This is a genomic window from Arthrobacter sp. TmtSoilC79 (assembly GCF_059739405.1).
In genome coordinates this window covers 2365418-2389967 of record NZ_AP046051.1, presented here as the reverse complement: position 1 = coordinate 2389967, position 24550 = coordinate 2365418, and the positions used below count along the sequence as shown (strand labels likewise).

General features: G+C 63.1%; 24 protein-coding genes. 14 read left to right on the top strand and 10 right to left on the bottom strand.

Going from position 1 to position 24550, the window contains the following annotated elements; translation table 11 throughout:
• Nucleotides 1-89 precede the first annotated feature (89 nt).
• Entirely contained in the window at nt 90-2195 is a 2106-nt protein-coding gene (locus tag AC6JA3_RS11075; RefSeq protein WP_347783398.1) for an elongation factor G-like protein EF-G2, read from the top strand.
• Between the two features lie 34 nt (nt 2196-2229).
• Here AC6JA3_RS11075 and AC6JA3_RS11070 read toward each other — a convergent pair whose 3' ends face one another.
• A complete protein-coding gene (locus AC6JA3_RS11070) occupies nt 2230-2892 on the bottom strand; it encodes an alpha/beta hydrolase family protein (protein WP_026540581.1) in 663 nt (220 codons plus the stop codon).
• 76 nt (nt 2893-2968) lie between these two features.
• Here AC6JA3_RS11070 and ligD point away from each other — a divergent pair, with 76 nt between their 5' ends.
• Complete coding sequence (gene ligD / locus AC6JA3_RS11065) at nt 2969-3994, top strand: non-homologous end-joining DNA ligase (protein WP_347783397.1); 1026 nt, start codon at nt 2969-2971, stop codon at nt 3992-3994.
• 39 nt (nt 3995-4033) lie between these two features.
• Here ligD and AC6JA3_RS11060 read toward each other — a convergent pair whose 3' ends face one another.
• The 5 genes from AC6JA3_RS11060 to AC6JA3_RS11040 form a co-directional block, all read right to left on the bottom strand.
• Entirely contained in the window at nt 4034-4654 is a 621-nt protein-coding gene (locus tag AC6JA3_RS11060; protein WP_026540583.1) for an L-threonylcarbamoyladenylate synthase, read from the bottom strand.
• Nucleotides 4655-4674: 20 nt separating this feature from the next.
• Nucleotides 4675-5427: an ABC transporter permease gene (locus AC6JA3_RS11055; protein WP_431768481.1), complete on the bottom strand. Its 753-nt coding sequence runs from the start codon at nt 5425-5427 to the stop codon at nt 4675-4677.
• 103 nt (nt 5428-5530) lie between these two features.
• Nucleotides 5531-6502 (bottom strand): ABC transporter ATP-binding protein, encoded by a 972-nt coding sequence (locus tag AC6JA3_RS11050; protein WP_347783395.1) that lies wholly within the window; start codon nt 6500-6502, stop codon nt 5531-5533.
• Nucleotides 6499-7587 (bottom strand): LolA family protein, encoded by a 1089-nt coding sequence (locus AC6JA3_RS11045; RefSeq protein ID WP_309803379.1) that lies wholly within the window; start codon nt 7585-7587, stop codon nt 6499-6501. The genes AC6JA3_RS11050 and AC6JA3_RS11045 overlap by 4 nt, the downstream gene beginning before the upstream one ends.
• A gap of 72 nt (nt 7588-7659) precedes the next feature.
• Complete coding sequence (locus AC6JA3_RS11040) at nt 7660-8661, bottom strand: N-acetylglucosamine kinase (RefSeq protein WP_254779368.1); 1002 nt, start codon at nt 8659-8661, stop codon at nt 7660-7662.
• A gap of 94 nt (nt 8662-8755) precedes the next feature.
• On the opposite strand from AC6JA3_RS11040, the gene AC6JA3_RS11035 reads away from it, so the two are divergent.
• The 5 genes from AC6JA3_RS11035 to AC6JA3_RS11015 all read left to right on the top strand — a co-directional run bounded on the left by AC6JA3_RS11035 (nt 8756) and on the right by AC6JA3_RS11015 (nt 13237).
• Entirely contained in the window at nt 8756-9487 is a 732-nt protein-coding gene (locus tag AC6JA3_RS11035; protein ID WP_051420788.1) for a GntR family transcriptional regulator, read from the top strand.
• Between the two features lies 1 nt (nt 9488).
• Nucleotides 9489-10283 carry an IclR family transcriptional regulator gene (locus AC6JA3_RS11030; RefSeq protein WP_091551748.1) on the top strand — a complete coding sequence of 265 codons (795 nt, stop codon included), beginning with the start codon at nt 9489-9491 and terminating at the stop codon, nt 10281-10283.
• A gap of 173 nt (nt 10284-10456) precedes the next feature.
• Nucleotides 10457-11242 (top strand): SDR family NAD(P)-dependent oxidoreductase, encoded by a 786-nt coding sequence (locus AC6JA3_RS11025; RefSeq protein ID WP_091551749.1) that lies wholly within the window; start codon nt 10457-10459, stop codon nt 11240-11242.
• A gap of 37 nt (nt 11243-11279) precedes the next feature.
• Nucleotides 11280-12950 carry a 4-oxocyclohexanecarboxylate 2-dehydrogenase gene (gene chcC1 / locus AC6JA3_RS11020; protein WP_347783394.1) on the top strand — a complete coding sequence of 557 codons (1671 nt, stop codon included), beginning with the start codon at nt 11280-11282 and terminating at the stop codon, nt 12948-12950.
• Nucleotides 12947-13237, top strand: a complete 291-nt coding sequence (locus AC6JA3_RS11015) for a Dabb family protein (RefSeq protein ID WP_347783393.1) — start codon at nt 12947-12949, stop codon at nt 13235-13237. The genes chcC1 and AC6JA3_RS11015 overlap by 4 nt, the downstream gene beginning before the upstream one ends.
• Nucleotides 13238-13332: 95 nt before the next feature.
• On the opposite strand, the gene AC6JA3_RS11010 is transcribed toward AC6JA3_RS11015, so the two are convergent.
• The 3 genes from AC6JA3_RS11010 to kynA are packed head-to-tail and all read right to left on the bottom strand — an operon-like array spanning nt 13333 to nt 16361.
• Nucleotides 13333-14190, bottom strand: coding sequence for a PaaX family transcriptional regulator (locus AC6JA3_RS11010; RefSeq protein ID WP_347783392.1), 858 nt, complete (start codon nt 14188-14190; stop codon nt 13333-13335).
• Between the two features lie 6 nt (nt 14191-14196).
• On the bottom strand, nt 14197-15435 hold the full coding sequence (gene kynU / locus AC6JA3_RS11005; protein ID WP_347783391.1) for a kynureninase: 1239 nt from the start codon (nt 15433-15435) through the stop codon (nt 14197-14199).
• A gap of 56 nt (nt 15436-15491) precedes the next feature.
• The gene (gene kynA, locus AC6JA3_RS11000; protein WP_026546752.1) at nt 15492-16361 is read right to left on the bottom strand and encodes a tryptophan 2,3-dioxygenase; all 870 of its coding nucleotides are present in this window, start codon (nt 16359-16361) and stop codon (nt 15492-15494) included.
• A 109-nt stretch (nt 16362-16470) separates the two neighbouring features.
• Here kynA and AC6JA3_RS10995 point away from each other — a divergent pair, with 109 nt between their 5' ends.
• From AC6JA3_RS10995 to AC6JA3_RS10970, 6 genes are all read left to right on the top strand, one after another.
• Entirely contained in the window at nt 16471-16989 is a 519-nt protein-coding gene (locus AC6JA3_RS10995; RefSeq protein ID WP_091551754.1) for an HAD domain-containing protein, read from the top strand.
• Nucleotides 16990-17170: 181 nt separating this feature from the next.
• On the top strand, nt 17171-18376 hold the full coding sequence (locus tag AC6JA3_RS10990; protein ID WP_026540596.1) for an inorganic phosphate transporter: 1206 nt from the start codon (nt 17171-17173) through the stop codon (nt 18374-18376).
• Nucleotides 18373-18594 (top strand): hypothetical protein, encoded by a 222-nt coding sequence (locus tag AC6JA3_RS10985; RefSeq protein ID WP_026540597.1) that lies wholly within the window; start codon nt 18373-18375, stop codon nt 18592-18594. Before AC6JA3_RS10990 ends, AC6JA3_RS10985 begins: the two co-directional genes overlap by 4 nt.
• A 384-nt stretch (nt 18595-18978) precedes the next feature.
• A complete protein-coding gene (locus tag AC6JA3_RS10980; protein ID WP_497920128.1) occupies nt 18979-19758 on the top strand; it encodes a hypothetical protein in 780 nt (259 codons plus the stop codon).
• Nucleotides 19755-20648 (top strand): hypothetical protein, encoded by an 894-nt coding sequence (locus AC6JA3_RS10975; protein ID WP_238324871.1) that lies wholly within the window; start codon nt 19755-19757, stop codon nt 20646-20648. Before AC6JA3_RS10980 ends, AC6JA3_RS10975 begins: the two co-directional genes overlap by 4 nt.
• A 13-nt stretch (nt 20649-20661) precedes the next feature.
• The gene (locus AC6JA3_RS10970; RefSeq protein ID WP_026540599.1) at nt 20662-21213 is read left to right on the top strand and encodes a dihydrofolate reductase family protein; all 552 of its coding nucleotides are present in this window, start codon (nt 20662-20664) and stop codon (nt 21211-21213) included.
• Between the two features lie 4 nt (nt 21214-21217).
• Here AC6JA3_RS10970 and AC6JA3_RS10965 read toward each other — a convergent pair whose 3' ends face one another.
• Nucleotides 21218-21682: a hotdog fold thioesterase gene (locus AC6JA3_RS10965; protein WP_026540600.1), complete on the bottom strand. Its 465-nt coding sequence runs from the start codon at nt 21680-21682 to the stop codon at nt 21218-21220.
• 160 nt (nt 21683-21842) lie between these two features.
• On the opposite strand from AC6JA3_RS10965, the gene polA reads away from it, so the two are divergent.
• Nucleotides 21843-24485, top strand: a complete 2643-nt coding sequence (polA, locus tag AC6JA3_RS10960; protein WP_026540601.1) for a DNA polymerase I — start codon at nt 21843-21845, stop codon at nt 24483-24485.
• Nucleotides 24486-24550: the final 65 nt, after the last annotated feature.

Below are 24550 nucleotides of genomic sequence, written 5' to 3'. Positions count from 1 at the left end.
CTTGTGGCCGCCCAGGGTGTCCAATCCTGTAAAGGGTTCGAACCGTACGTGTTCGGACTCCTGCCGGGAATCAGCACCAGGAGGTGCCCATGTCCGCGAGGAGCGCACGGGAAACGCCAAAGGCAAGCGCAACCGGAATGCCGGAGGCCCGAAGGAGTGACACTGGAGCGGCCCTGGCAGCAAGTGAACCGGCCCGAATACGGAACGTCGCCCTCGTAGGCCATTCGGGAGCCGGTAAGACCATGCTGGTGGAATCGTTGCTCGCCGCGACGGGGGCCATCACCAGGATGGGATCCATCAGCGAAGGGACCACAGTCGGCGATTCCGACCCTTCCGCGATCCACCAGCAACGGTCCGTGAGCATGTCAGTGGCCCCAATTGCGGTGGGCGGTGTCAAGGTCAATTTGATCGACACTCCCGGCTACACCGATTTCACCGGTGAACTGCGGGCTGGTTTGAGGGCTGCCGATGCGGCCCTTTTTGTTGTGTCGGCAGTGGAGGGCATCGATGCCGCGACCGTGGCCCTGTGGGGCGAATGCGGGAAAGTAGGCATGCCACGGGCCGTGGTCATCAGCAAACTGGACCATCCGCGCGGCGACTTCAGTGCCGCCGTCGTGCGGTGCCGGGAGGCCTTTGGGGAAGCAGTCCTGCCGTTGTACCTTCCTGCGGTGGGCAATGCCGGTCTTGTGGCAATCCTTGGTGCCCCCTCCGATGGGGATCAGGCACCAGTGACCTCTGTTGATGAGGCTCGTGGGCCATTAATCGAAGGGATCATCGCCGAGAGCGAGGACGAAACCCTCATGGACCGGTACCTGGGCGGGGAGGAGTTGCCGTTGGCGGACCTCATCCAGGACCTGGAGACAGCTGTAGCCCGGGGGAGCTTCTTCCCCGTGATCCCCACCTCGGCAGAGACCGGTGTGGGCCTTTCCGAGCTGATGGACCTGCTGGTTGATGCTTTGCCTTCACCCATGGAACGCACCGCCCCTGCCGTGATGGCATTGGACGGAAAGTCCATCAAGCCGCTGGCCTGCGATCCTTCAGGGCCATTGGCCGCCGAGGTGGTGCGGACCACCGTGGATCCGTTCCTGGGCCGTGTTTGCTTGGTGCGTGTCTTCTCCGGGACCCTTCGGGAAGATTCCTCGATCCATATTGGTGGCAGGGGACTCGCGGACAGGGGCCACGAGGACCATGATGCTGACGAACGCGTCACCCACCTCTACGCGCCGGTGGGCTCCGGCCTGAAGGCCGTTCCGCAATGTGTCGCGGGGGACATTTGTGCCATCAGCAAACTTGCGGGCGCCGAGACCGGGGATACCGTCTCGGGCAGGGAAGCGCCGCTGCTGATCGAGACGTGGAATATGCCCGAGCCGTTGATGCCCATTGCGATAAAAGGCGCGTCAAGGAGCGACGAGGACGTGCTGGCGAAGAGCATCGGAAAAGTAGCCGCCGCGGACCCAACGCTTCGCTTGGAACGCAACCCCGACACCCACCAACTCATCCTGTGGTGCATGGGTGAAGCCCATGCCGAGGTGGTCCTGGACAGGCTGCGCGGCCAGGGCGTCAAGCTGCAGACCGTGGACGTCATCACGCCACTCAGGGAGACATTTGTCACCAAAGCCGTGGGACACGGGCGGCACGTCAAACAATCAGGGGGACACGGGCAGTTTGCGATCTGCGACATCGAGGTGGAGCCCCTTGCCCGGGGTGAGGGTTTCGCGTTCACCGACAAGATCGTGGGCGGAGCGATCCCCGCAACATTCGTTGCCAGTGTTGAGAAAGGTGTCCGTTCCCAAATGCTCAAGGGCGTGTCCGCCGGGTTCCCGGTGGTGGATATCAAGGTGACGTTGGTTGGCGGGAAGACCCACAGCGTTGACTCCTCGGACGCGGCCTTCCAGGCAGCCGGCGCACTTGCCCTTCGCGAAGCAGCGGCAGCTGCCAAAATGCAGCTGCTGGAACCTGTGTCCTCAGTTGTTGTCAGCGTCCCTGATGAGTACGTGGGGGCGGTGATGAGTGATCTTTCCGGGCGGCGCGGCCGGGTCACCGGCACTGACGCAGCTGTTGGCGAGGGAGCGGAGATCAGTGCTGAAGTGCCGGATCAGGAACTCCTGCGCTACGCCATCGAACTGCGTGCACTCACCGCCGGCACGGGTCGTTTCCGGCGGGCCTACCTTCGCCACGAGCCCGTGCCAAAGTAGTCCGGGGCCTCGGAGCAGGGTTTTGCCTGCCAGGTCAGTTTGCGCGCATGAAGGCAGCCACCGCCGGTGCCAGCGATGCCCCGGTCTCGGCCGCCCCGCGTTTAAGGCCCTTCACCGCGAACGAATGGTCACCCCCGTCGCTCCACTGGAGTGTCGCCGTCGGGCCTATCTTTTCCACCACGGCCTCCAACAATTCCGGCGTGGCAAACGTATCGCGCGTCCCTTGGAGGAACAGCATGGGCACCTTGATGCCGTAGAGGTGTTCATCGCGCAGCTTTTCCGGTTTGCCCGGGGCGTGCAAAGGGTAGCCGAGGTACACCAGTCCGCGGGCAGGCATACCCTCACCCACAGCCATGGATGCCATGCGCCCTCCGAAGGATTTTCCTCCCGCCCAGACAGGGCCGCCGTCACCAAGCCCAGCGGCCACAGCCATCACCTCGCGCCAAGTGGAGATGGACAGCGGCGGACGGTCAGGGAACCGGCGTCCCGCTTCGCGGTAGGGAAAGTTGAAGCGCAGGGTAGCTACGCCCTCATGAGCCAGGGCTTCGGCGAAACCCTGGAGGAAGGGATGTTCCATTCCTGCGCCGGCGCCGTGGGCCACCGCCAAGGTGGCGAAAGGGTTCTCCGGCCGGAGGTGGATGGCGGAGATGTTTGATTCTCCGACAGCGATGGTGAGGGGTGTTTCGGTGCTTGCCATATCTCCATCATTGCCCACCACACCGAAAATACCGTGGGTGCTGACGTGTGGGCCATTAACGGGGTAGCTTGTGGCCATGGCCAGCGAAGCAACCACCGTTACAGTGCCCGGTCCCCACGGCCCCCGGGAGGTCAGGATTTCCAGTCCAAGCCGGGTGATGTGGCCCGCGGCGGGATTGACCAAGCTGGACCTCGCCAACTATCTCATCGACGTCGGAGAGGCGTTCGTCGCCGCCAACGGGAATCGGCCTATCAGTCTTCAACGCTATTCGGGCAACATCGAGGGCGAGATGTTCTTCTCGAAGAATCCGCCCAAGGGTGCTCCGGATTATGTCCGTTCCGTCCCCGTGACCTATCCCAGCGCCCGGTCCCATCCGCAGCTGGTGATCGATGAGCCTGCTGCAGCGGTATGGGCGGCGCAAATGAACACTGTGGTCTTCCACCCCTGGGCCTCCCGGGCTGATGACCCCGATAATCCGGACCAGTTGCGGATTGACCTTGATCCCCAGCCGGGAACCGATTTCGACGACGCCATCCCGGCCGCCCTGGAGCTCCGGTCAGTGCTGGAAGAAGCCGGCCTGACAGCATTCATCAAGACCTCGGGCAACCGCGGACTGCACGTCTACGCGCCGATCCACCCCAAGCACGAATTCCTTGACGTGCGCCATGCGGTGATCGCCGCTGGCCGTGAGTTGGAGCGGCGTATGCCGGACAAGGTCACCACCGCGTGGTGGAAAGAGGAACGCGGGACGCGGATCTTTGTGGACTTCAACCAGGCCAACCGGGACCGGACCATAGCGGGGGCCTACAGCCCGCGCGCCGTTCCCACGGCCCAGGTCTCTTGCCCGCTGACCTGGGATGAGTTGGAGAGTGCCGATCCCGCTATGTACACCATCGCCACGGTTCCGGACCGACTGGCGAAGACCGGCGACCCGTGGTCGTCCATGCACGATCACCCGGGCGATATCGACGTGCTGCTGTCCTGGTGGGAGCGGGACGTCGGAAACGGCCAGGGTGAGATGCCCTTCCCGCCGGAATTCCCCAAAATGCCGGGCGAGCCGATGCGTGTTCAGCCGAGCCGGGCACGCAAGCCGGAGGAGTAAGCCGGGAGGCTGAGTGCCGGAACCAGCCGCCGGCTGGGGTTACTCGAAACGCGAAGTATCGCCCATGCCGCGCCGCACCACCTCTGCGACTCCGCTGGAGAAGTCGATCACGGTGGTGGGTTCCGAGCCGGTGTCGCCCGCGTCAATGACACCATCAACCTGGTTGTCCAGGCGCTCCTTGATTTCCCAGCCCTGGGTCAGCGGCTCTTCCTCATCCGGCAACAGGAGTGTGCTGGAGAGCAAAGGCTCACCAAGTTCGGCCAACAGTGCCTGGACTACCTTGTGGTCGGGAATGCGGACGCCCACGGTTTTCTTCTTGGGATGCAGCAGGCGTTTTGGCACTTCGCGGGTGGCAGGGAGGATAAAGGTGTAACTGCCGGGGGTGACGGCCTTGATGCTCCTGAAGATGTCGTTGTCCAGCATGACGAATTGCCCCATCTGGGCGAAGTCCTTGCACACCAGGGTGAAGTGGTGTTTGTCGTCCAGGTGCCGGATGGTCCTGATGCGGTCCAGGGCTTCCCGGTTGCCGATCTGCGCCCCCAGCGCGTAGCAGGAGTCGGTGGGGTAGGCGATCAGGCCGCCGCCTTGGAGCATATTCACCACTTGGCCGATGGCGCGTGGTTGTGGATCTTCAGGGTGAACGTCAAAGAATCTGGCCATGACAAGAGCCTACGACAAAGCTATGACAACACGTCCTTGGTGGAGAATTTTGCATAGGCCAGCGCGCCGCAGACGGCGATGTAACCGGCCTGGAGGACGGCGTTCGCGGCAAAGGATGCCCAGGAGATCGGCTGCCGCAGCACATCGGCGAATCCCAGCCAATGATGGCTGAAAAGCCACGGGTGCAGCCACTCAAGCTGGGGGAGGTTGTCCAATACCTGTGAAACGACTGAAAGGACGATGGTGGCGGCCATTGCTCCGACAGGCACGTCCGTGAAGGTCGAAATCAGCAGGCCGATTGCCGACAACCCCAGGAGCGAGACCGTGATGTAGGCAGCAATCAGCAGGGTCCTCACGCCGGCCTCGCCTACGCTGATCGTGTCACCGGACAGCAGCGTCACCGGCCCTACTGGAAAAAGTACGACGCCGGCCAAGGCGCCGGACGCTGCCACGGCAGCAGTGGCGGCGCAACAGAAGACGACGGCTCCGGCATATTTGACCAACAACAGGCGGATCCGCCCCGCTGGAGCCAACAGGAGGTATCGGAGGGTTCCAACGTTCGCCTCTCCGGCGATGGTGTCACCGGCCACCACTCCAACAGTCAGCGGCAGGAACAGAGGAACGCACACCACCAAAGCAGTCACGGCAACGAAGAGGCCGTTCTGGGTGATGCGATCCAGAAAGAGTGGTCCCCGTCCGGGTGTGGTGGGTCGGGACGACAATTTGACGGCCACGGCAATCAGGAGGGGAACGGCAGCAAGGGCGATCAGCATGGCCCACGTGCGGAGCCTGTGGAACAGCACTGACAACTCGGAGCCCAGCAGTGCCCAACCGGCTGCCGGCCGGACGTACGCCGGGGGCCGTTGCCCGGAAGATTCAGCCGACAACGTCGAACCCCTCCCCGGTCAAAGACACAAAGCGTTCTTCCAGGCTCGCATTTTCCACAGCGAAGCCACGGACCCTGACGCCCCCTTCAACCAGTGCGGCCACAATCGCTTCAGGTGCCAAGCCACTAAGCCCCGTGCCCAGCAGGGCTGTGGTTCCCGGGCGGCTCACGGTGCCGGGAGCGTCGCCAGGGACCAACCCGAGGCGGGCCAGGACGCTGGAAGCACGTTCGGCGTCGGGCGTCTGAACCACAACGCGGGCCTGCCCGGCCGAGCGCAGCTCCTCCAAGGGACCTTGGGCCACCAAACGCCCGGCGCTCATCACCCCAACGTCCGTGCACATTTGTTCCACCTCAGCGAGCAAGTGGCTGGAAACGAACACTGTGGTCCCGCCCGCGGCCAGGGAACGAACCAAGCTCCTCACTTCACGCGTGCCCTGGGGATCCAGTCCATTGGTTGGTTCGTCAAGGACCAGCAGTTCCCGCGGCCGGAGCATTGCATTGGCAAGGCCAAGCCGCTGCTTCATGCCCAAAGAATAGGTGCGGACCTTCTTGGCCGCAGCGTGGCCGAGCCCCACACGCTCCAGTGCGTCATTGACCCGTTGGCGCCTGGTGGAGGATGAAGCATGGCGGTCGGCCGAATCCAAGCGCATCAGGTTGCCCCGTCCCGAGAGGAACGGATAGAAACCGGGGCCCTCCACCAGGGCGCCGACTTCAGGCAGGACCACGGCGAGCGACTTCGGCATGTCCTGGCCGAGCACGCGGATCTCGCCGCTGCTTGCCGAAGCCAGTCCCAGCAGCACCCGGATAGTGGTGGTCTTACCTGAACCGTTGGGACCAAGGAAGCCGTAGACAGAGCCGCGCGGAACCGCAAGGTCGATTCCCTTGACGGCGGAGCGGTGACCAAAGCGCTTGATGAGGCCGTGCGTTTCTATGGCAAAGTCTCTGGGGGCGGCTTCGCTCACAGGGCGGCAGCCGCTGACTGAAGCCGTTCCAGAGGCACCATGCCGGCAAAGACGCGGCCGTCGTCGAGAATCAGGACGCTGAGCAGTGACGTCGTCAACGCCCGGCCGCCGGAAACTGGTTGCAGTGCCTGGGCCAGTTGCGGATTGGCCGTGAACGCTGCCGGCGCAGCGCCTGCCGGCAGGGCAATGACTGCGTCCCAGCCCTGACCAATCACGGTGGGTCGGGGTCTGTCGGGTTTCTGGCTGTCCTGGGGCGTGGGCGCCGTGGGTGCCGCCATGGCAGGTGCGGGCCTGGCGGGCAGGACCTTCTCCGTCACGGTGGACCCTGGGGGCGGGGTGAACTCGAACAGGGCAGCCTCGGGGACAGTCAGGCTCAGCTCCGTAAATGCCAGCGAATACGCGGGGTCCTCCTGACCCTTGGCCCTGACTTCCACACCCAGCGTCAGGCCTGTTTCAGCATCGACGTCGATTGCCACGGAGTCAACCAGGGTGGAGGCGGCACGGGGGCGCAGGCTGAGCCGGTAAGCACTCCGGCCGGCAACCGTAGAAGACTCGTCAACCGAGACCTCTGTGCTGGCTTCAATGCCTGCCAGCAAACGGTTTGCCATGGACCCGGGCGTGGGCAAGTCCCGGGGAGCCATGTCTACTGCTCCGGTGGGCATCGGTGCCGTGAAGTGGACGGCGCTGTTATCCGTCGAATTGTAGAACCATACGCCCCGTCCATTGACAACCACGTCACGCTCGGCCATGCGGTCCATGACCTGGAAACGGGCCTTGGACGGGCCGTCCACATAGACGCGGGCCGTGTGGGTCCCGGTCAACAATTCCATGGCCGGGACTGCACCTGGGGTGGTTCCGGGGCCGGCAGCCGGCATTTCCGGCAATCCCAACGCCGCGGATTGTTCCAGGGTGCCGGAGAAATCGCGGACCTCGCTGTGTGCCACCATTGCCAGGATTTCTTCGGCGGTCTTGTCAGGCAAGGACGCAGCGGCACCGGCTTGGATGGAGCCGAACGCCACAGTCATCGCGGCAACAACCGAAACCACCACGGCAGGCAGCCACCGCTGCTTGGATCGCGTCACCATCACCAGCCACCGATCGTGAAAGGCATGGCTCCAGACTACTCCGGTTACCTGTGCCTATCACCTGTTCGCGCGTCAGGCTTTAATCAGTTGCCGTGCCAGTTCAACCGCCCCGTGGACCGGTGTTTGGGCGAGGATCCGGATTGATGAGGGATCCTCCAAGGAGACTTTCCTGGCAACGGCGCCGGCGAGTTCGCTGTGGTTCACCAGCAGGCTGCCCGCCATGACCAGGGGCAGGTCCAGGCCGAGTTCGCCAAGGACCTGTCGAGCCAACGCCGCAAGGTGATGTGCGGCTTCAGCCTGGATCCGGACCGCGGCGTGATCGCCCTCAGCCGCCAGCTCGAGAACCAGGGGAGCCAGGGTTGCCCAGTGGTCAGGTTCCGGCTTCGCGTAGAAGGAGTCCATCAATTGCAAGGCGTCCACGTTCGCTGTGGCTGCCATGAGCGCGCGGACCATGGTGCCAGGTTCCAGTCCGGCGTAGTACTCCCGCAGGGCTTCTCGAACCGCGTCCCGCACCACGGAGTATCCGCCGCCCTCGTCGCCCAGCAAGTAGCCGTAGCCTCCACTGCGGGCTTGAATTCCGTCCCCGTTCCGGCCCCAGGCTACCGAACCGGTACCTGCAACCAGGACAACGCCGGCGTCCAGGCCTGCTGCAGCGAGAACGATGCGGGTGTCATGGACCACCTCTATGCGGGCACCAGGGAAGTGTTCGGTCAGCAGGGCGGACAGAACTGCCCGGCTGGCCGGGGTGTCCGCGCCCGCAGCTCCTGCGCACACGGCCTCGATTCCGCTTCCCACACTAGCGGCGATTCTGCGCAGGACTGCGTCGGCTCCTTGGTGGCCCACGGAGGAGAGGTTGGCGCTCGCTTCTGTGATTTCCATGCCCTCACCGTTTGCGTGGGTGGCATCCCACCGGACAGCGTGGGTCTTGGAGCCGCCGATGTGCAGGCCAAGGACCGCCGGAGTGGTTTCCGAAGGCCCAGTGGCATCTGCCTTCAACGCAGAGGCACCCGCTGCAGCGCTCTCGACGCTGGGGCTTCCTCCGCCGTTTTCGGGGAACTGCTGTACTTCCTCCACTGATGTCCCTTCGTTTTCCGGCGTGTCAGACCAGCGTGGTCCACAGCGGCTCACTTCAGATTGGCATAGACCAATAATGTTGTCTACAAGTAGGATGTCCAATATGCCACCAGACGCCGTCCCAGGTACACCCAAGTACTACCTCCTCAAGACCGAGGTTCTTGGACTTATCGCGGGCCTTAAACCCGGCACCCTGATCCCCACCGAGCGCGCACTGGCCGAGAAATACACCACGTCCCGCACCACAGTCAGGCAAGCCATCAGCGAACTCGTGGCCGAGGGAAAGCTGGGCCGCATCCAGGGGCACGGAACCTTTGTGGCGCCTCCCAAGGTGACCCATGTCAGGCAGTTGACCTCCTTCTCCGATGACGCCCGCAACCAGGGATTGCGGCCCGATTCCACGACGCTTGCCTTGGGAGTCGTCACCTCAGAGGCAGCAGTAGCCGCCTGTTTGGGCCTTGATCCAGGCGATCCCGTGACCCGCCTCGAACGCATCCGGCTTATTGACGGGGAACCGCTGGCACATGAGGTTGCCTGGCTTCCCGGCAAGCTTCCAGGCTTGAAGTCCCAGCTTGCCAAGGCAGGTTCGCTCTATGCCGTCCTGGCCGATGCCTACGGCCGGCGCGTGGCCGACGTCGAGGACACCGTGGAGACGGCCCTGGCCGGGCCGGAGGATGTCAGGCTGCTGGGGATCGAGATGGGAGCGCCTTTGTTGGTGGTGCACCGGCTGGCCCGCGACGCTGCGGGGACCCCGGTGGAGTGGACCCGCAGTGCGTTCCGCGGGGACAGATTCCGGTTCGTATCCCGGGTGAAGGCAGGAGACTGAGATGGCCAATTCGTCCTCAGGGGAGTCGATAATCCGGCGTTTCGTGCGGCTGGTTGGAGCGTTCGACGACGCACACCTCACCATGAGCGTCGCCAACCTGGCCAGGCGCTCGGGGCTGCCGGTGACCACCACCTACCGCCTGGTGGATGAACTCCTCCATGAAGGGCTGCTGGAGCGCGAAACCAGCGGCGAGGTCCGGATCGGAACCAGGCTGTGGGAGTTGGTCTCCAGGAGTTCGCGCATGGTGGGCCTGCGTGAAGCGGCGCTGCCCTTCATGGAAGACGTTCAGTCGGTGGTCCAGCACTCCACCACTTTGGGAATCCTGGATTCTGAAGAGGTGTTGTATATCGAACGGATTGGCTTCCGGGATTCATTGGTTGACATCACGAAAGTTGCCGGCCGCCTCCCGGTCCACGGAACCTCATCCGGGTTGGTGTTGCTGGCTTACTCACCACCGGCTTACCAAGACCTGTTCCTGGCGCGAACGCTGGAAAAGTTCACCGATGCCACGCTGACCGATCCTGACGAGTTGAGGCGGCACCTGGCCAACATCCGGCAACGGGGCTTCGCCTCCATGCCCGGGATCATCGTGCCCGAATCCAGTGGAATCGCAGTCCCTGTCTTTGGCCGCAGCAGTACCGTGGTTGCAGCCCTCAGCGTAGTGGTGCCCAGAAACGAAGAAAACGCTGCGGCGCGGGTGCCGGTCCTGATGACTGCGGCACGCGGAATTTCCCGCGCGCTTGGTTGGCGGGGAGAACTCAAGGGCGCCGTCCGGCAAAGCAACGGAAGCATCTGATTCCCGTTCATCGGTAACCCTGTGGTTCCACTCACACATCCACTGGCAGAGTTGAATCCAGCAGGGCACCCGCCCGAAACCCACCACACCACGGCCTCATGGGGGCCTCTGTTGTGCTGCCCTGCCGTACCCGGGTTTGAGAAGCGGCAACGCCGCGGCAGGAGGAATTGGTCATGGAAACTGCAACGCAGCCGAGCCCGGAGTCCGGAGGCAGGCGGGTGGAAGGAAAGGTCGCAATCGTCACCGGCGGCAGGGGGGACCTGGGCGGCGCCACAGCCCGCCTCCTTGCCCGGCACGGTGCGATCGTGGCCAGCTTGGACCAGTCAGGAACAACTGCAACGGACGCCCATCCCGGCATCACCGAGTACGACGTCGACGTCACCAATGAACACAGCGTCGCCCAGGCTGTGAAGCAACTGAGCGGCGACCTTGGCCAGCCGGACATCCTGGTCAACGCAGCAGGAATCATCGGTCCGGCAGGTGCCAGCCACACTGCCAGCATGGACCAGTTCAACCTCATTTTCGACGTCAACGTCAAAGGGGTGTGGCTGATGACCAAGCACGTGGTTCCGGCGATGATCGCCAAAGAGTCCGGCAGCATCATCAACTTCTCCTCCATCCACGGGCTGACCGGCGGGCGCAATGTCCCGCTGTACCACGCCACCAAGGGAGCAGTCCGGCTCTTGAGCAAGTCGGACGCAGCGGCATACGGGGCATATGGGGTCCGGGTGAATTCCATCCATCCCGGCTCCATGAACACCCGGATGAGCCGGCACTCAGCAGAACAGTCGGACATTGGGGCGGAGGCGTACTACCAGCAACTGGTAGGCGGAAATCCTCTCCCTCGCCAAGGCGAGCCTGAGGAAATCGCCTACGGAGTCCTCTACCTGGCCTCGGACGAATCCCGGTTTACCACCGGATCCGAATTGGTCATCGACGGCGGCTACACGGCTGTCTGACCACCAGAACTTTTCACGCCCTACGAGAGGTACCACCATGAAATACCTGAACGGCACCCCTGCCGATACCTATGACGTCGTCGTTGTCGGTTCCGGCGCCGGAGCCCTGACCGCAGCCGCCACGGCCGCACGTGCCGGCAAGTCCGTCGTCGTACTGGAAAAGACCGAATTGCTGGGCGGCACGTCCGCAGTATCCGGAGGCATGCTGTGGATTGCGGACAACCATCATGCCCGCGAAGCGGGGCTGTCCGATTCCAAGGAAGCGGCGGCCCGGTATGTCCGCGCCGTTGCCCGCGGACGGAGCCGCGAAGAACTGCTGGATGCGGCACTCACCTACGGTGACACCATGCTCCGTTTTACCGAAGACGAATGCGGCCTGCAGTTCATTTTCCTGGACAACTTTCCCGACTATCGCCAGGACCTGCCCGGTTCCGTGGAAGGCGGAAGGACTGTTGAACCCGGGCTTTACAATATTCGCGAGGCTCTCGGCGGGCTCGCAGCCCACGTCCGCTCCGACGGAAGGGCGCCCTTCACCATGCAGGAGTACGAGGCCTGGGGTGCATTCACCAAGTTCCCCTGGGAAAAACTGAACCAACGGCAGGAGCAGGGGCTCGTGGCCAAAGGCCAGGCCCTGGTGTCCATGCTGTTGGCCAGTTTGGTCAGGGACAGCGCCGCGCTGGTGGTTGGTGCCCGCGGGCAGAAGCTGTTGAACGACGGCGGCAGGGTAGTGGGTGTACAGCTCGAGTCAGGGGAGATGTTCCACGCCAACGACGGCGTCGTCCTCGCCACGGGCGGTTTCGAATGGGACAAGGCACTTGCGGACTCATTGTTGGCTTCACGGCTCTACATCATGTGTTCTCCGCCGTCGAATACCGGCGATGGCCTGAAGATGGCCCAGCGGGCAGGTGCCCAAATCCGGGGAACCCGCGAAGCCTGGTGGGCGCCAATGTCCATCACAGGCGACACCCGCGATGGAGCGCCCGTGGGGACCCTGCTCCGTTTTGAGCGGCAAGGGCCGGGCTCCCTTATGGTCAACCGCCATGGCCGGCGGTTTGCCAACGAGTCCCAGAATTACAACGACCTCGCCCGCTGCCTGCAGTCATGGGATTCGCCCAACAACCAGACACTGAACACACCCGCACATGTGGTGTTCGACCACAGCTACCTGGAGCGCTACGGCGTCCTGGCACACCGGGCAGGCCAGCCGACGCCGGACTACCTGGTGGAGGGTGCCACGTTGGCGGAACTGGCCGCCAGGATCGGTGTCCCCGCCGGGAACCTGGAGGCCACCGTTGATCGCTTCAACCTCCATGCTGTCAAGGGCGAGGACCCCGACTTCGGCCGTGGCGAAAGTGCGTATGACAAATACTGGGGCGACGACGACTGCCCGTGGCCCAACCCGTCCCTGGGTCCGCTGCAGACCGGACCGTTCTATGCAATGGAGGTGGTCAATGGAGCTTTTGGCAGCAACGGAGGTGTAGCCACTGACGGCCTTGCCCGGGTTCTGGACGTGGACGGCGATCCCATCCCCGGCCTTTTCGCCGCGGGAAACACCACGGAAAATGCCTACGCTGCAGGCTACCCGGGAGCAGGCGCCACCCTGGGACCCATCATGACCATGGGCTACCTGGCGGGCCGCACCATCGTGGGCGAACCAGCGGAATACAAGCCGGCAGAGTTGGCGGATGCAGCAGGAGCCCAGGCGTGATCCGCCACGCGGTGCTGTTCAAGTTCAAGGCTGAATTCCCTGCTGCGGACATGATGGCCTGGCGGAAAGGACTGGACCGGCTGGAGGGCAACATTCCAGGCCTCCTGAAGTTCACGCACGGGGCAGATGTCCTCCGGCATGGCCGCTCCTTCGACTACGCGATTGTTGCTGACTTCAACGCCGCCGAAGACCTCGAGGTATACGACACGCATCCGCTGCACGAGCCTCTCAAAATGTACTCACTTCCCAACAGCGAACAGATTATTGCCGTGGATTTTGTGCTCTAGCTGTAGTTCCCTCGGAGGTTGGGCACAGTGCGGCCAGGGCACGTCAGCACTCCCTCAGCGCTGGATCAGGGGACAGCGGGGTTAATTCCCGATGTTTACTTCAGGGTCCGGCGGACAAACTCTGCGCCGGGCTCCGCGTAGGCAGCAACAATCCGGCCAAACAGCTCCGCACCTTCGGCCCCGGGCCAGTCCTCCGGCAGGAATTCCGGTGGCAGCCCGGGGTCGAGGTAAGGGATGATCCGCCATCGGTCAATGCACTGCACGTAAATGGAGAAGGCATCCGCGGACGGTTGCACCGTTGTGCTCTGGGGCTTTGAAGCATCGGAACCCTGAGCTCTTGCCGAACCGTGTTCACGGATGAAGTCCCTATGGAGCGCGGCCACTGCGTCCAGGTCCCACCACTTGGCGGCTGCCTCCCGGAGGCTGCCGCCAACCAGGGGAGTTCCCGTCACAAAGATTGTGGCCATGTCACGGATCGACAGGTCAGTGAGGATCTCCTCAACTTCTTCGCGCAATGTATCAGGGCAGATCCACAAACCCGCCGCCACCGTCCCACAGCCGATCCAGTGGAGCCGGCGCCGCAACTGGTGCCTCTTTTCGCGTTCCGTTTCGGGAATGGAGAAGGAAATCAGACACCAGGGGTCCTCCAACGACATGCTGCGGGGGTTATAGATGCGGCGGTCACCACGTGCCAGCATGGTTGCAGCGCCGTCGGTGAGGGTGAACCCGGGAATCCCGGCGCGCGTCTCCTGGAGCACCACGTCCTTCTTCCGCAACCGGCCCAGGGCAGTGCGGGTTACTGTTCCGGACGTTCCCAAGGCCTCCATGAGCACAACAATGTCTTTGGCGGACATCCATCCGCCGGCGTCACGCAAGTACAGGCCAATAACGGTTCGCAGCAACGACGTGGTACTCCCTGGACGGGAGTCCATGTCGTCAAGGACGGCGCTCATTCCGGGTTACTGCAGTTCAGAGAGCGCGTCGCGGATTGCTGTCACTCCCAGTTCGACTTCGGCAAAGCTTGTGCTCAACGGCGACAAGCCAATGCGAAGGCCGTGCGGAGGGCGGAAGTCGGGGATGACACCCTTTTCCCAGAGCTTTGCGGTGACATCCGAGAAGAGGGGGTGGTCCACAGTGATGTGGGATCCGCGCTCGGCGACGTCACGGGGGCTGACGATTTCAGCGCCCAGCGGAACCAGGAGTTCTTCGGAAAGGGCGATCGCGTATTCGGTGAGCTGGATGGATTTGGCGCGGACTGCGTCCATGCCAACAGAGGCGATCAGCTCCAGCATGTCCTTCATGGGCTGCATGGCCAGCACGGGAGGAGTTCCTGTGATGAACCTGCGCATTCCTTGGGCAGGGCGGTAGCTGTCCGTCATGCCAAACGGGTTCTCAGCTCCCATCCAACCCCAGATGGGTTGCTGGAGGCGGTCCTGCATCGAGGAGTTGACATAAGCGAACGCCGGCGAACCCGGGCCACCGTTGAGGTACTTGTAAGTACAACCTACGGCGATGTCCACGCCCCATTTGTCCAGCTCAAGGGGCACCGAACCTACCGAGTGGCAAAGGTCCCACAGCATCAGTGCGCCGGCCTCGTGCACTTTCGCGGTGATTCCCTCGGCGTCGGCCAGGAACCCGGAGCGATACGCAATGTGGCTCAGGACCACTACCGCTGTCCTATCACCCAACAGTCCGTCCAGGTCCTCCCCGCGCACGCCGCTGGAAGGGTTTGCGGCGATCCATTTGATGCTCGCACCACGTTCCGCGGCAATGCCTTCGATGATGAAGCGGTCCGTGGGAAAGTTGTCGCGGTCAATGATGATTTCATCCCGGCCCGGTTGGGCGTCCACCGCCGCACGGATCATCTTGTAGAGCATCACGGACGTGGAGTCGCCCACGGTGGTCTGCCCTGCGGCCGCGCCCAGAGTCACCTCACCGATACGGTCTCCCACCGTGATCGGCTCATCCATCCACTGCTCATCCCAACCCCGGATGAGGCGGCTGCCCCAGGACTTGTGCACAAAGGCATCCAGGTTCGCAGCCGTGACCTTTAGTGGGCGTCCCAGCGAATTGCCGTCCAGGTATGAGGCAAGCTGGTCGGCGTCGGGCGCGTAGAAAGCATCGCGCTGGGCGGCAAGGGGATCAGCGGCGTCCAGTTCGGCCGCCGTTGGCCGCTGGGTCTGCTGTGCTGTGGTCATGGTTCCTCCTGGGGAAAATGTGTGGCCGGGCAATGGCCCGGTGGTGGCCTGGATGCTTAGTTACCGATTTCGGTACGGACGGCGTAAAGCTCGGGGAAGAAGGTAAGGTCCAGGGCGCGCTTGAGGAAGTCAACCCCGGAGGATCCTCCAGTGCCCACCTTGAAACCGATGGTCCGCTGGACCGTCCGCAGGTGGCGGAACCGCCAGGCCTGGAAGTTGTCCTCGATGTCCACCAGGTCCTCGCAAGCCTCATACAGGCCCCACGGAGTGTCGTCCGATTCATAGATCTTCTGGAAAATGGGCACGAGGTCCTGGCGGAAGGTCCACGGCTCGCTGGTGTCGCGCTCGAGGATGTCAGTGGGGATCCCGTATCCGGCGCGTGAAAGGACAGCAAGGAAAGCGTCGTACAGCGTGGGTTCCTCCAGGAGTTTGCCAAGCAGCGCATGCGCTTCGGGCTCGCTTTCGAACACCCGCAGCATCCCGCGGTTCTTGTTGCCCAGCAGGAATTCGACAGCACGGTACTGGTAGGACTGGAAGCCCGATGAACTTCCCAGGAATCCACGGAACTGCGAATATTCGCGCGGGGTGAGGGTTCCCAGGACGGACCACTGTTCGGTCATCGTGCGCTGGATAGCCTTCACGCGGGCGATGCACTTCAGGGCTTTGCCCAGGTTGTCGGCATCAAAAAGCCGGCGTGCTTCGAGGAGTTCATGAAGGACCAGTTTGAGCCAGAGCTCGCTGGTCTGGTGCTGGATGATGAACAAAAGTTCATCATGGTGTTCCGGTTGGCTAAGGGGGTGCTGCGAGCTGAGCAGGTGGTCAAGGTCCAGATATCCGCCGTAGGACATGGCGTGCCGGAAATCAGTGCGGACTGTGTCCTCGATATCCCGGACGCTCTGGGCGGAATGGACTGTGGGCTTTTCCATGACTTGAGATTATCACTTCCATGACGCACGTCAAGGGATTGATTTGTGATCTGGTTGAGCCCGGAGTCCCGTAGGCTGAAGGCCAACCATTGGGGAAGGGGGAGTGGCCATGGAATATGCCGGCAGCGCCGCCGTGCCCGTGTCCATCTACTTGGATGTCGATGGCGTGGTAAACCCCTTCAGCCCTATGGGGACCACCGACTGGGGCGGCGAATGGGCAACTGCCGACGCCGGCATCCTGGAGGTGGCTTTCGCGCCGGAATTGGTTGCCGGACTCAATGACCTCGCTGCCCACCCTGCTGCGCGTTTCGTTTGGCTGACCACGTGGGAGCGCCTTGCCCCCGAGTTTCTCTGCCCTGCCATTGGCCTCAACGGTCAGGAGTGGCCCGTCCTGTCCAGCCAAGGCTGGGACCAGGGGCCCGAGTGGTGGAAGTTTGTAGCCCTCCAGAAGGATCTGGCGTCCTCGGGAAGCCAGCGGATCGTATGGCTCGATGACCAGCTCAACAGGGAATCCGATGCCCTTTCCTGGGCCGAATACCAGCAGGACCATGTGCTTTGTATCTCACCCGATCCCCGTAAGGGACTGTCGCCGGGCGACCTTGCCGCTGTTCGGGAGTATCTGGGCTGAAGCCCAGGGAAGATACGTTTGTCCGCTCACAGGATGCCACGTAGGATTCTTAAGGTTTCAAGCCCGCCAGAGTGAATGCCGCAAGCAGAGTCAGTTGAACAGTTGCTGAACTATGCTGTGGATGGCAGGTATGGGGAAGTGAAACTGCTGAACGTCGTCGACTCTGCAGATTGGGCAACAGGTGGATATCACCTTCATGGTCGCGCTGGTAATAGCGTTGGCCCTATTCTTTGACTTCACCAACGGATTTCACGACACAGCAAATGCGATGGCTACGCCCATCGCTACGGGGGCGATCAAGCCCAAAACGGCCGTTGCCCTGGCCGCCGTGCTGAACCTCGTGGGCGCCTTCCTCTCCACGGAAGTAGCCAAGACCATTTCCGGCGGGCTGATCCGGGAGGGATCCGATGGCATCCACATCACTCCCGATATTATTTTTGCCGGACTGATGGGTGCTGTCCTGTGGAACATGATCACCTGGCTTAAGGGCCTGCCTTCGAGTTCGTCGCACGCTTTGTTCGGCGGACTGATCGGCGCAGCCGTTGTGGGCATCGGATTCCACTCCATCAATTTTGAGACCGTGCTGCAGAAAGTGATCCTGCCCGCCGTCTTCGCGCCCCTGATCGCGGGACTGGTGGCGTACATCTGTACCCGCCTGGCCTACGCACTGACCTCACGGCACGATCCCGAGACCGGCGACAAACTCACGCAGAAACGTGGCGGCTTCCGCACCGGTCAGATTTTTACCTCCAGCCTCGTAGCGCTGGCACACGGCACCAACGACGCCCAGAAGACCATGGGCATCATCACCCTGGTTCTTATTGCCGCCGGCACCCAGGAACCGGGCAGCGGTCCGCAGTTCTGGGTCATCGCAGCATGTGCCTTCGCCATCGCCATCGGCACCTATGCCGGCGGGTGGCGCATCATCCGCACCATGGGCTCCGGGCTGACCGAGGTCAAACCGGCCCAGGGTTTCTCCGCTGAAACCAGCACCGCGTCGGCCATTCTCGCCTCATCCCACCTCGGCTTTGCCTTGTCCACCACGCAGGTCGCTTCGGGCTCAGTCATCGGCTCGGGCCTGGGCCGCAAGGGCACCTCCGTTCGCTGGGGTACCGCGGGAAAGATAGCTTTGGGATGGCTCTTCACCCTTCCAGCGTCCGCAATTGTCGGTGCGCTGACAGCGCTGCTGGTGGGCATCGGCGTCGTGGGTGTCATTATTGCCGCGGTGGTGGGAACGGCAGCAGTGCTGTTCATGTTTGTCGCGTCACGCAAATCGCACGTGGGCCACCACAACGCTGTCGAGGTTGAAGAGGCCCACCACGCGGTGCGGTTCCGCAAGAAAAAGAAGAATCAAAAGACCAGCAAAAACGAGGATGCGCAGCGATGAAATGGTTGGAATTGCTGCAGGTTGCCGGCGTGACCCTGGTGGCAGCCGTGACGCTGGTGGTCCTGTACTCCTTGGGAGTGCGGCTCACCGCCATCGCCGGTGACGCCCAGCAAAAATCACCCGGACTCGTTCGCTCCCTGGCGTTCGTTTGTTTCGGCGTCTGCGGCGTGGCCGTATTGTTCGGAATCTACTTGATAGTTCCCTACTTCGGAAAGTAGCGGCATCTCTGGCCGTCCGCGGCATTCGGGAGAATAATCAGCAATGTAGTTATGCACATAACTGCGTGGTTGTGATCCGGTAGATGCGGGGCTGTCATGAAATGCCCATCCCGAAGCCAATCCCTTGGACTGGCCCTGGTTCCGGTCTTGACGCTGGCGCTTTGTGCCTGCCTTCCGCAGGCTCCCCAGGGAGAATCACCCTCTCCCGGTTCCTCCACGGCGCCTGCGCCCGCCCAGCCAAGTTCAAACAACGTGGTCCCTACGGCCACCCAGCCGGCGGGTCCCGCAGGGCCCGGGGCGCCGAAGGCAGAGGCTCCAGTGGTTCGTTGGGTCCCCATAGGACCGGTCGGGCCGAATGATCCCACCTCCGGACAGCGGTACCTCTTGCTTCAGCAATTCCAGTGCGATGCCTTGGTGGACAGCGTGCAGGGGGCGGACGATGCCGCTGTATGGCTGGCCGGCGCAGCGGTTTGCAAGGCGCTTCAAAGCGGGGCCCAGCAGGACTGGCAGCGCGCCTCCATCGCCGTTGCTGCCACGCCGCGGATTCCGCAAACCCAATGCCTGGAGTTCAGGGTGGCTGCCACCGCTGCGTCCCTGCTGGCGCAGCACCGGAGCAACCCCAATGCAGTCTTCACCGTAGAACCAGGGCAGGGCGAAGCCTGCCCGCGGCAGCTCGTTGGCCTGACGGTGGTGGACGAAGAACTCAGGCCCGTCCACGGACTGGCGCGGGCGTCCGGGCCCAGTACCGGCGGAACGATTGTCCGCCTGGACGGCTACTACGTCCGCGTAGGCGATGTCCTGTTCGACGGCGTCCCGGCGGACGCTGAATTCGTCGCCGCCAGGGACGACTACAAGCCCGTCTATTTGCGGATGCCGCCTTCAGGCGGGCGGGACTCCATCCGTATCTCCATTACGGACACAGTGGACGTTGCCGGAACGGTGACCTTCTTCTATGACGACTCCGGCGGTTCCGCCCAGTCCCCGGGCACCGGGAATCCACCACCCGGCAATGGCCCTACCCCCACTGCACCTGCCACTCCACCTGCCACTGCGCCACCGTCAAGCGGGCAGGAGCCGGGTGGGCAGGAGTCCGGGCAGCCGTCCGCAACGCAGCCGCCGGCAACGCCGCGTGCCAGCGGTGCCAGCCCCACGGCCGCACCGTGAGCGACGCACCGGATACCGAAGAGCAAATCAACAACACCCGTTGGCAGCGGACCCTTCAGGTCCTCCAGGTCATCGGGCCCCCCTTGACCGTGGCAACAGCATTGCTGGTCTACTTCGGGTGGGCGCGTACGGATGCCCAAGCCAAAGCCATGGGCCTTGACGTCAGCCTGTTCGGCTACACGGTGCAGGACTTCATCCTGCGGAGCATCCAGTCGCTGTTCCAGCCGCTGGCATGGCTGGTGGTCATTGGCCTGCTGTGGCTCATGCTGGACCGTGCTGTGTCGCGGCTTCTCGAGGCAGGGCGCTACAGGAAGGCGGTCCGCCTGGCCGGCACTGTGGTGATGCTGCTCGGCTTTGCCTACGCTGCGGCCATGTGGCTTGCCGTTTCCGCCCGCCCCGAGCAGATCCTGCTGTACGTGCCTTTCCTGATCGCAGGGGGACTGGTGGTGGGGGCATGGGGCATGAACCTCAGGCGCAGGGCCGATGACCGTACAGAGCCCCCACCGCGGACTCTGCAGGCACCAAGGGCCCTTGAGAGGTCATTGGTGTTCGTCCTCGTCACCCTGTTGCTCTTTTGGGGTACGTCCGACTACGCCCAGGCGCTGGGCAGGGGAGCGGCCCTGGATTACCAGGCCCGCTCGAGCCTGTTGCCAACAGCGGTGGTCTACAGCAAAGACCGCCTTGCCGTTGGTGCTCCAAATGTCCGCGAGGAATCGGCCGGCTCCGAGGGGGCCCCGCTCTACCGGTACACGGGGCTGAGGTTGCTGGTGGTCAGCGGCGGACGGATCTTCCTGCTCAATGACGGCTGGTCGCTTGAGCGGGGGCGCGTGGTGGTGCTGCAGGACGACGGCAGTGTCCGGGTCGAGTATGGGAACCCTGCCTCCGACTGACTAGGCTGGCTCCATGGCGACCTTCCAGTATTACGTGGCTTCCACCATCGATGGCTTCATTGCCTCGGCGGACGACGACCTTGGCTGGCTCCTGCAGTTCGATCAGGTCGAAGGCGTCAACGAGGGCATCGAGTCCTTCATGGCCGGCGTTGGGTGTATTGCCATGGGCGGGGACACCTACCGATGGCTCCTGGAGCACGAGCCCGGCGCATGGCCCTATCCGGACCTTCCCAGTTGGGTTTTTACCCACCACGAGTATTCTGCTCCGGCCGGAGCCAACATCACTTTTGTCCGCGGAGACGTCAGGGAGTTTGCTCCGGACCTGCTCAAGGATGCCGGCGACAAGAATGTCTGGCTGGTTGGCGGTGGGGACCTGGTGGCCCAATTCGCCAATGCCGGCCTCCTGGACGAGATGATCGTCACGATTGTGCCGGTGGTGCTGGGAGCGGGAAAGCGGCTGTTGCCGCTCCAAGGCCCGACGGCGCCACTTGAGCTGGTTTCGCACAAGATCATTGGCGGGGCAGCGGCCGAGCTGCACTACCGGCTGCCGACGGGCCGGGCTTAGGGAGTCAGTGGCGGTTGTCCCGGATCATGTTGGTGATCCTCGCGGTCGAAAGCCTGCGGCCCTTGTCGTCGGTGATGACGATCTCATGGGTGGCCAGCGTGCCACCCAGATGAATGGCCGTGCAGGTGCCCGTTACCAAGCCCGCGGCTACTGAACGGTGATGGGTTGCGCCAACCTCGATGCCTACGGCATGGCGGCCCCTCCCTGCATGGAGGGATGCTGCAAAGGAGCCCAGCGTCTCTGCAAGGACAACGTGGGCGCCACCGTGAAGGATGCCCGCCACTTGGGTGTTTCCTTCCACAGGCATGGTGGCGACCATTCTCTCTGCGCTCATCTCAGTGAAACGGATACCGAGTTTTACCACCAGCGCTCCGACGCCGTGCGCCGAAAGCCAATCGTGGAATTGTTCGGGCACCCCTGCCTCGTTGAGTTCGTCGACAAAGGGGTTCGGCGTGAAATTGTCCATCATGCCAACTAGGCTGGCACCTGTGAGTGAAACAACCAAACCGGACCAGGTTCCAACGGCCCAAGCTGCTGCCATCGCGACAGCACCCACCCCCTCTGCCACAGCATCGGCCGGAACCACGGGGGAGGGCCGGCCCAGGCTGCTGGTCCTGGACGGCCACTCCATGGCGTTCCGGGCTTTTTATGCCCTTCCCGCGGAGAACTTCTCCACAGCCCGGGGGCAGTACACCAACGCAGTCCATGGGTTCACCTCCATGTTGATCAACCTGATCAAGGACCAGAAGCCCACGCACGTCGCCGTGGCTTTTGACGTCTCCGACGACACCACCTTCCGGAAAGCCGAGTACAGCGAATACAAGGGTGGGCGCAATGCCACGCCCGCAGAATTCGCCGGCCAGATCGGCCTCATCGCCAAGGTGATGGAGGCATGGGGCATCAAGACCATTGCCATGCCTGGATACGAGGCAGACGACGTCCTGGCTACCCTGGCCGCCCAGGGCGACGCCGCCGGTTTTGAAGTCCTCCTTGTCTCCGGTGACAGGGATGCCTTCCAGCTGATCAACGACAACGTTTTTGTGCTCTACCCCAAGCAGGGCGTGAGCAACATCCCCAGGATGGACGCTGCAGCCATCGAGGAAAAGTACTTCGTCAAGCCCGGCCTGTACTCGGACCTCGCTGCACTTGTCGGCGAAACGGCCGACAACCTTCCCGGCGTCCCCGGAGTGGGTCCCAAGACAGCCGCCAAATGGATCAACCTTTACGGCGGCCTCGAAGGAATCCTGGAAAACCTTGACTCCATCGGGGGCAAGGTGGGCGGTGCCCTGAAGGAGAACCTGGAGAACGTCAAGCGCAACCGCCGGCTCAACCAGCTCCTGACCGACCTGGAGCTGCCCCTTACCCTGGAGGACCTCCACGAGCCACGCCCGGACCGCCAGGCCATCGAGGAACTTTTTGAGGAACTTGAGTTCCGTACCCTGCGTACCCGGTTGTTCGATCTTTACGGTGATGACACCGCCGGTGAGGCGCCTGACACGATTGAAGCCCCGGAGTTTGCCACGCTCACGGATGCCTCGGGACTGCGGGACTTCTTCTCTGCTGGAGCGGGGGTCCGTTCCGCCCTGGCTGTCCACCTGCTTCCTGGACGGATCGGTGAGGACGCCAATGCCCTGGCTGTGGTGAGGAACAACGGCGCCGCCTACATCGAGCTCACGGCCCTGGACGCTGAAGCGGAGTCCGTCCTGGCCGCATGGCTGCAGGACCCCGAGGAAGCCAAAGTCCTGCATGAGTTCAAGTCCGCGCTCAAGGCCCTGCACCACCGTGGCCTGGGCTTGGAAGGCGTAGTGGATGACACCTCCATCTCGGGTTACCTGATCCAGCCGGACCGACGCAGTTACGACCTCGCCGAGCTCGCACAGGTCCATCTGAAGATCTCACTCACCACCGCTGTTGCCGCATCCGGGCAGCTGGAGCTTGACCTCTCCGGCGAAACGGACCAAGCTGCCGCAGCAGCGCTCGTCCAGCAGGCCGCCGTCGTGCACGCCCTCAGCAAGCACTTCGAAACTGAACTCGCCGCCATTAAGGCCGATGCCCTCCTGACCACGCTGGAACTGCCGGTGGCACGTGTGCTTGCCCAGATGGAACTGACCGGAATTTTCGTCTCCACCGACCGCATGGACGAGCAACTGGCCGATCTCACGAAGGTGATCGAAAGTGCCCAGGAACAGGCTTTCGCGGCTATTGGGCATGAGGTCAACCTGGGTTCCCCCAAGCAACTCCAGACCGTCCTGTTCGAGGAACTGGGACTGCCCAAGACCAAGAAAATCAAGTCCGGCTACACCACCGATGCCGCGTCCCTGAAGGGATTGCTGGAGAAGACCGGGCACGAATTCCTGGTCCAGCTAATGGCGCACCGAGAGTCTTCCAAGCTGGCCCAGATGGTGGAAACCCTCAAGAAATCCGTGGCTGAGGACGAGCGCATCCACACCACGTATGCGCAGAACATCGCCGCCACAGGCCGCATCTCCTCCAACAACCCCAACCTGCAGAACATCCCTGTGCGCAGTGAAGAGGGTCGTCGGGTTCGGGGCATCTTCGTGGTCAGCGAAGGGTACGAATGCTTGTTGTCGGCGGACTACTCACAGATCGAAATGCGTATCATGGCGCACCTTTCCGGCGACGAAGCCCTGATCCAGGCCTACCGCGACGGAGAAGACCTGCACCGTTTTGTGGGTTCCCGGATCTTCAACGTTGAGCCGGCCGAAGTCACCAGCGCCATGCGTTCCAAGGTGAAGGCGATGTCCTACGGTTTGGCTTATGGCCTGACCTCCTTCGGCTTGTCCAAGCAGCTGGAGATTTCCGTGGATGAGGCACGCACGCTCATGAAGGACTACTTCGATCGCTTCGGCGGCGTACGCGACTACCTCCGCGGCGTTGTCGACCAAGCCAGGACGGACGGCTACACGGCCACCATCGAAGGCCGCCGCCGTTACCTGCCGGACCTGACGAGCACCAACCGCCAGGCGCGGGAAGCAGCCGAACGCATTGCCTTGAACTCGCCCATCCAGGGCTCCGCCGCGGACCTCATCAAACGGGCCATGCTGGGAGTCTCGGCCGAGCTCGCGGGCCAGGGCCTGAAGTCCCGGATGCTGCTGCAGGTCCACGATGAACTGGTCCTCGAAGTTGCTCCAGGTGAGCGCGAAACCGTGGAGAAACTGGTAATCGAACAGATGGGTTCAGCTGCCCGCCTCTCAGTTCCCCTTGATGTCCAGATCGGCGTCGGTTCCAGCTGGTACGAGGCTGGACACTGATCCAGCCGGGAATTCCACGTAACGCCGCAGGGCGCGCCGCTGTGATGGTGGCGCGCCCTGCGGCG

Coding starts and splice junctions, on each gene's coding strand:
- AC6JA3_RS11075 (WP_347783398.1), top strand. CDS start 90: ATGTCCGCGAGGAGCGCACGGGAAACGCCAAAGGCAAGCGCAACCGGA.
- AC6JA3_RS11070 (WP_026540581.1), bottom strand. CDS start 2,892: ATGGCAAGCACCGAAACACCCCTCACCATCGCTGTCGGAGAATCAAAC.
- ligD (WP_347783397.1), top strand. CDS start 2,969: ATGGCCAGCGAAGCAACCACCGTTACAGTGCCCGGTCCCCACGGCCCC.
- AC6JA3_RS11060 (WP_026540583.1), bottom strand. CDS start 4,654: ATGGCCAGATTCTTTGACGTTCACCCTGAAGATCCACAACCACGCGCC.
- AC6JA3_RS11055 (WP_431768481.1), bottom strand. CDS start 5,427: ATGCTGATCGCCCTTGCTGCCGTTCCCCTCCTGATTGCCGTGGCCGTC.
- AC6JA3_RS11045 (WP_309803379.1), bottom strand. CDS start 7,587: ATGGTGACGCGATCCAAGCAGCGGTGGCTGCCTGCCGTGGTGGTTTCG.
- AC6JA3_RS11035 (WP_051420788.1), top strand. CDS start 8,756: ATGTCCAATATGCCACCAGACGCCGTCCCAGGTACACCCAAGTACTAC.
- AC6JA3_RS11030 (WP_091551748.1), top strand. CDS start 9,489: ATGGCCAATTCGTCCTCAGGGGAGTCGATAATCCGGCGTTTCGTGCGG.
- AC6JA3_RS11025 (WP_091551749.1), top strand. CDS start 10,457: ATGGAAACTGCAACGCAGCCGAGCCCGGAGTCCGGAGGCAGGCGGGTG.
- chcC1 (WP_347783394.1), top strand. CDS start 11,280: ATGAAATACCTGAACGGCACCCCTGCCGATACCTATGACGTCGTCGTT.
- AC6JA3_RS11010 (WP_347783392.1), bottom strand. CDS start 14,190: ATGAGCGCCGTCCTTGACGACATGGACTCCCGTCCAGGGAGTACCACG.
- kynU (WP_347783391.1), bottom strand. CDS start 15,435: ATGACCACAGCACAGCAGACCCAGCGGCCAACGGCGGCCGAACTGGAC.
- kynA (WP_026546752.1), bottom strand. CDS start 16,361: ATGGAAAAGCCCACAGTCCATTCCGCCCAGAGCGTCCGGGATATCGAG.
- AC6JA3_RS10995 (WP_091551754.1), top strand. CDS start 16,471: ATGGAATATGCCGGCAGCGCCGCCGTGCCCGTGTCCATCTACTTGGAT.
- AC6JA3_RS10985 (WP_026540597.1), top strand. CDS start 18,373: ATGAAATGGTTGGAATTGCTGCAGGTTGCCGGCGTGACCCTGGTGGCA.
- AC6JA3_RS10970 (WP_026540599.1), top strand. CDS start 20,662: ATGGCGACCTTCCAGTATTACGTGGCTTCCACCATCGATGGCTTCATT.
- AC6JA3_RS10965 (WP_026540600.1), bottom strand. CDS start 21,682: ATGATGGACAATTTCACGCCGAACCCCTTTGTCGACGAACTCAACGAG.
- polA (WP_026540601.1), top strand. CDS start 21,843: ATGGCGTTCCGGGCTTTTTATGCCCTTCCCGCGGAGAACTTCTCCACA.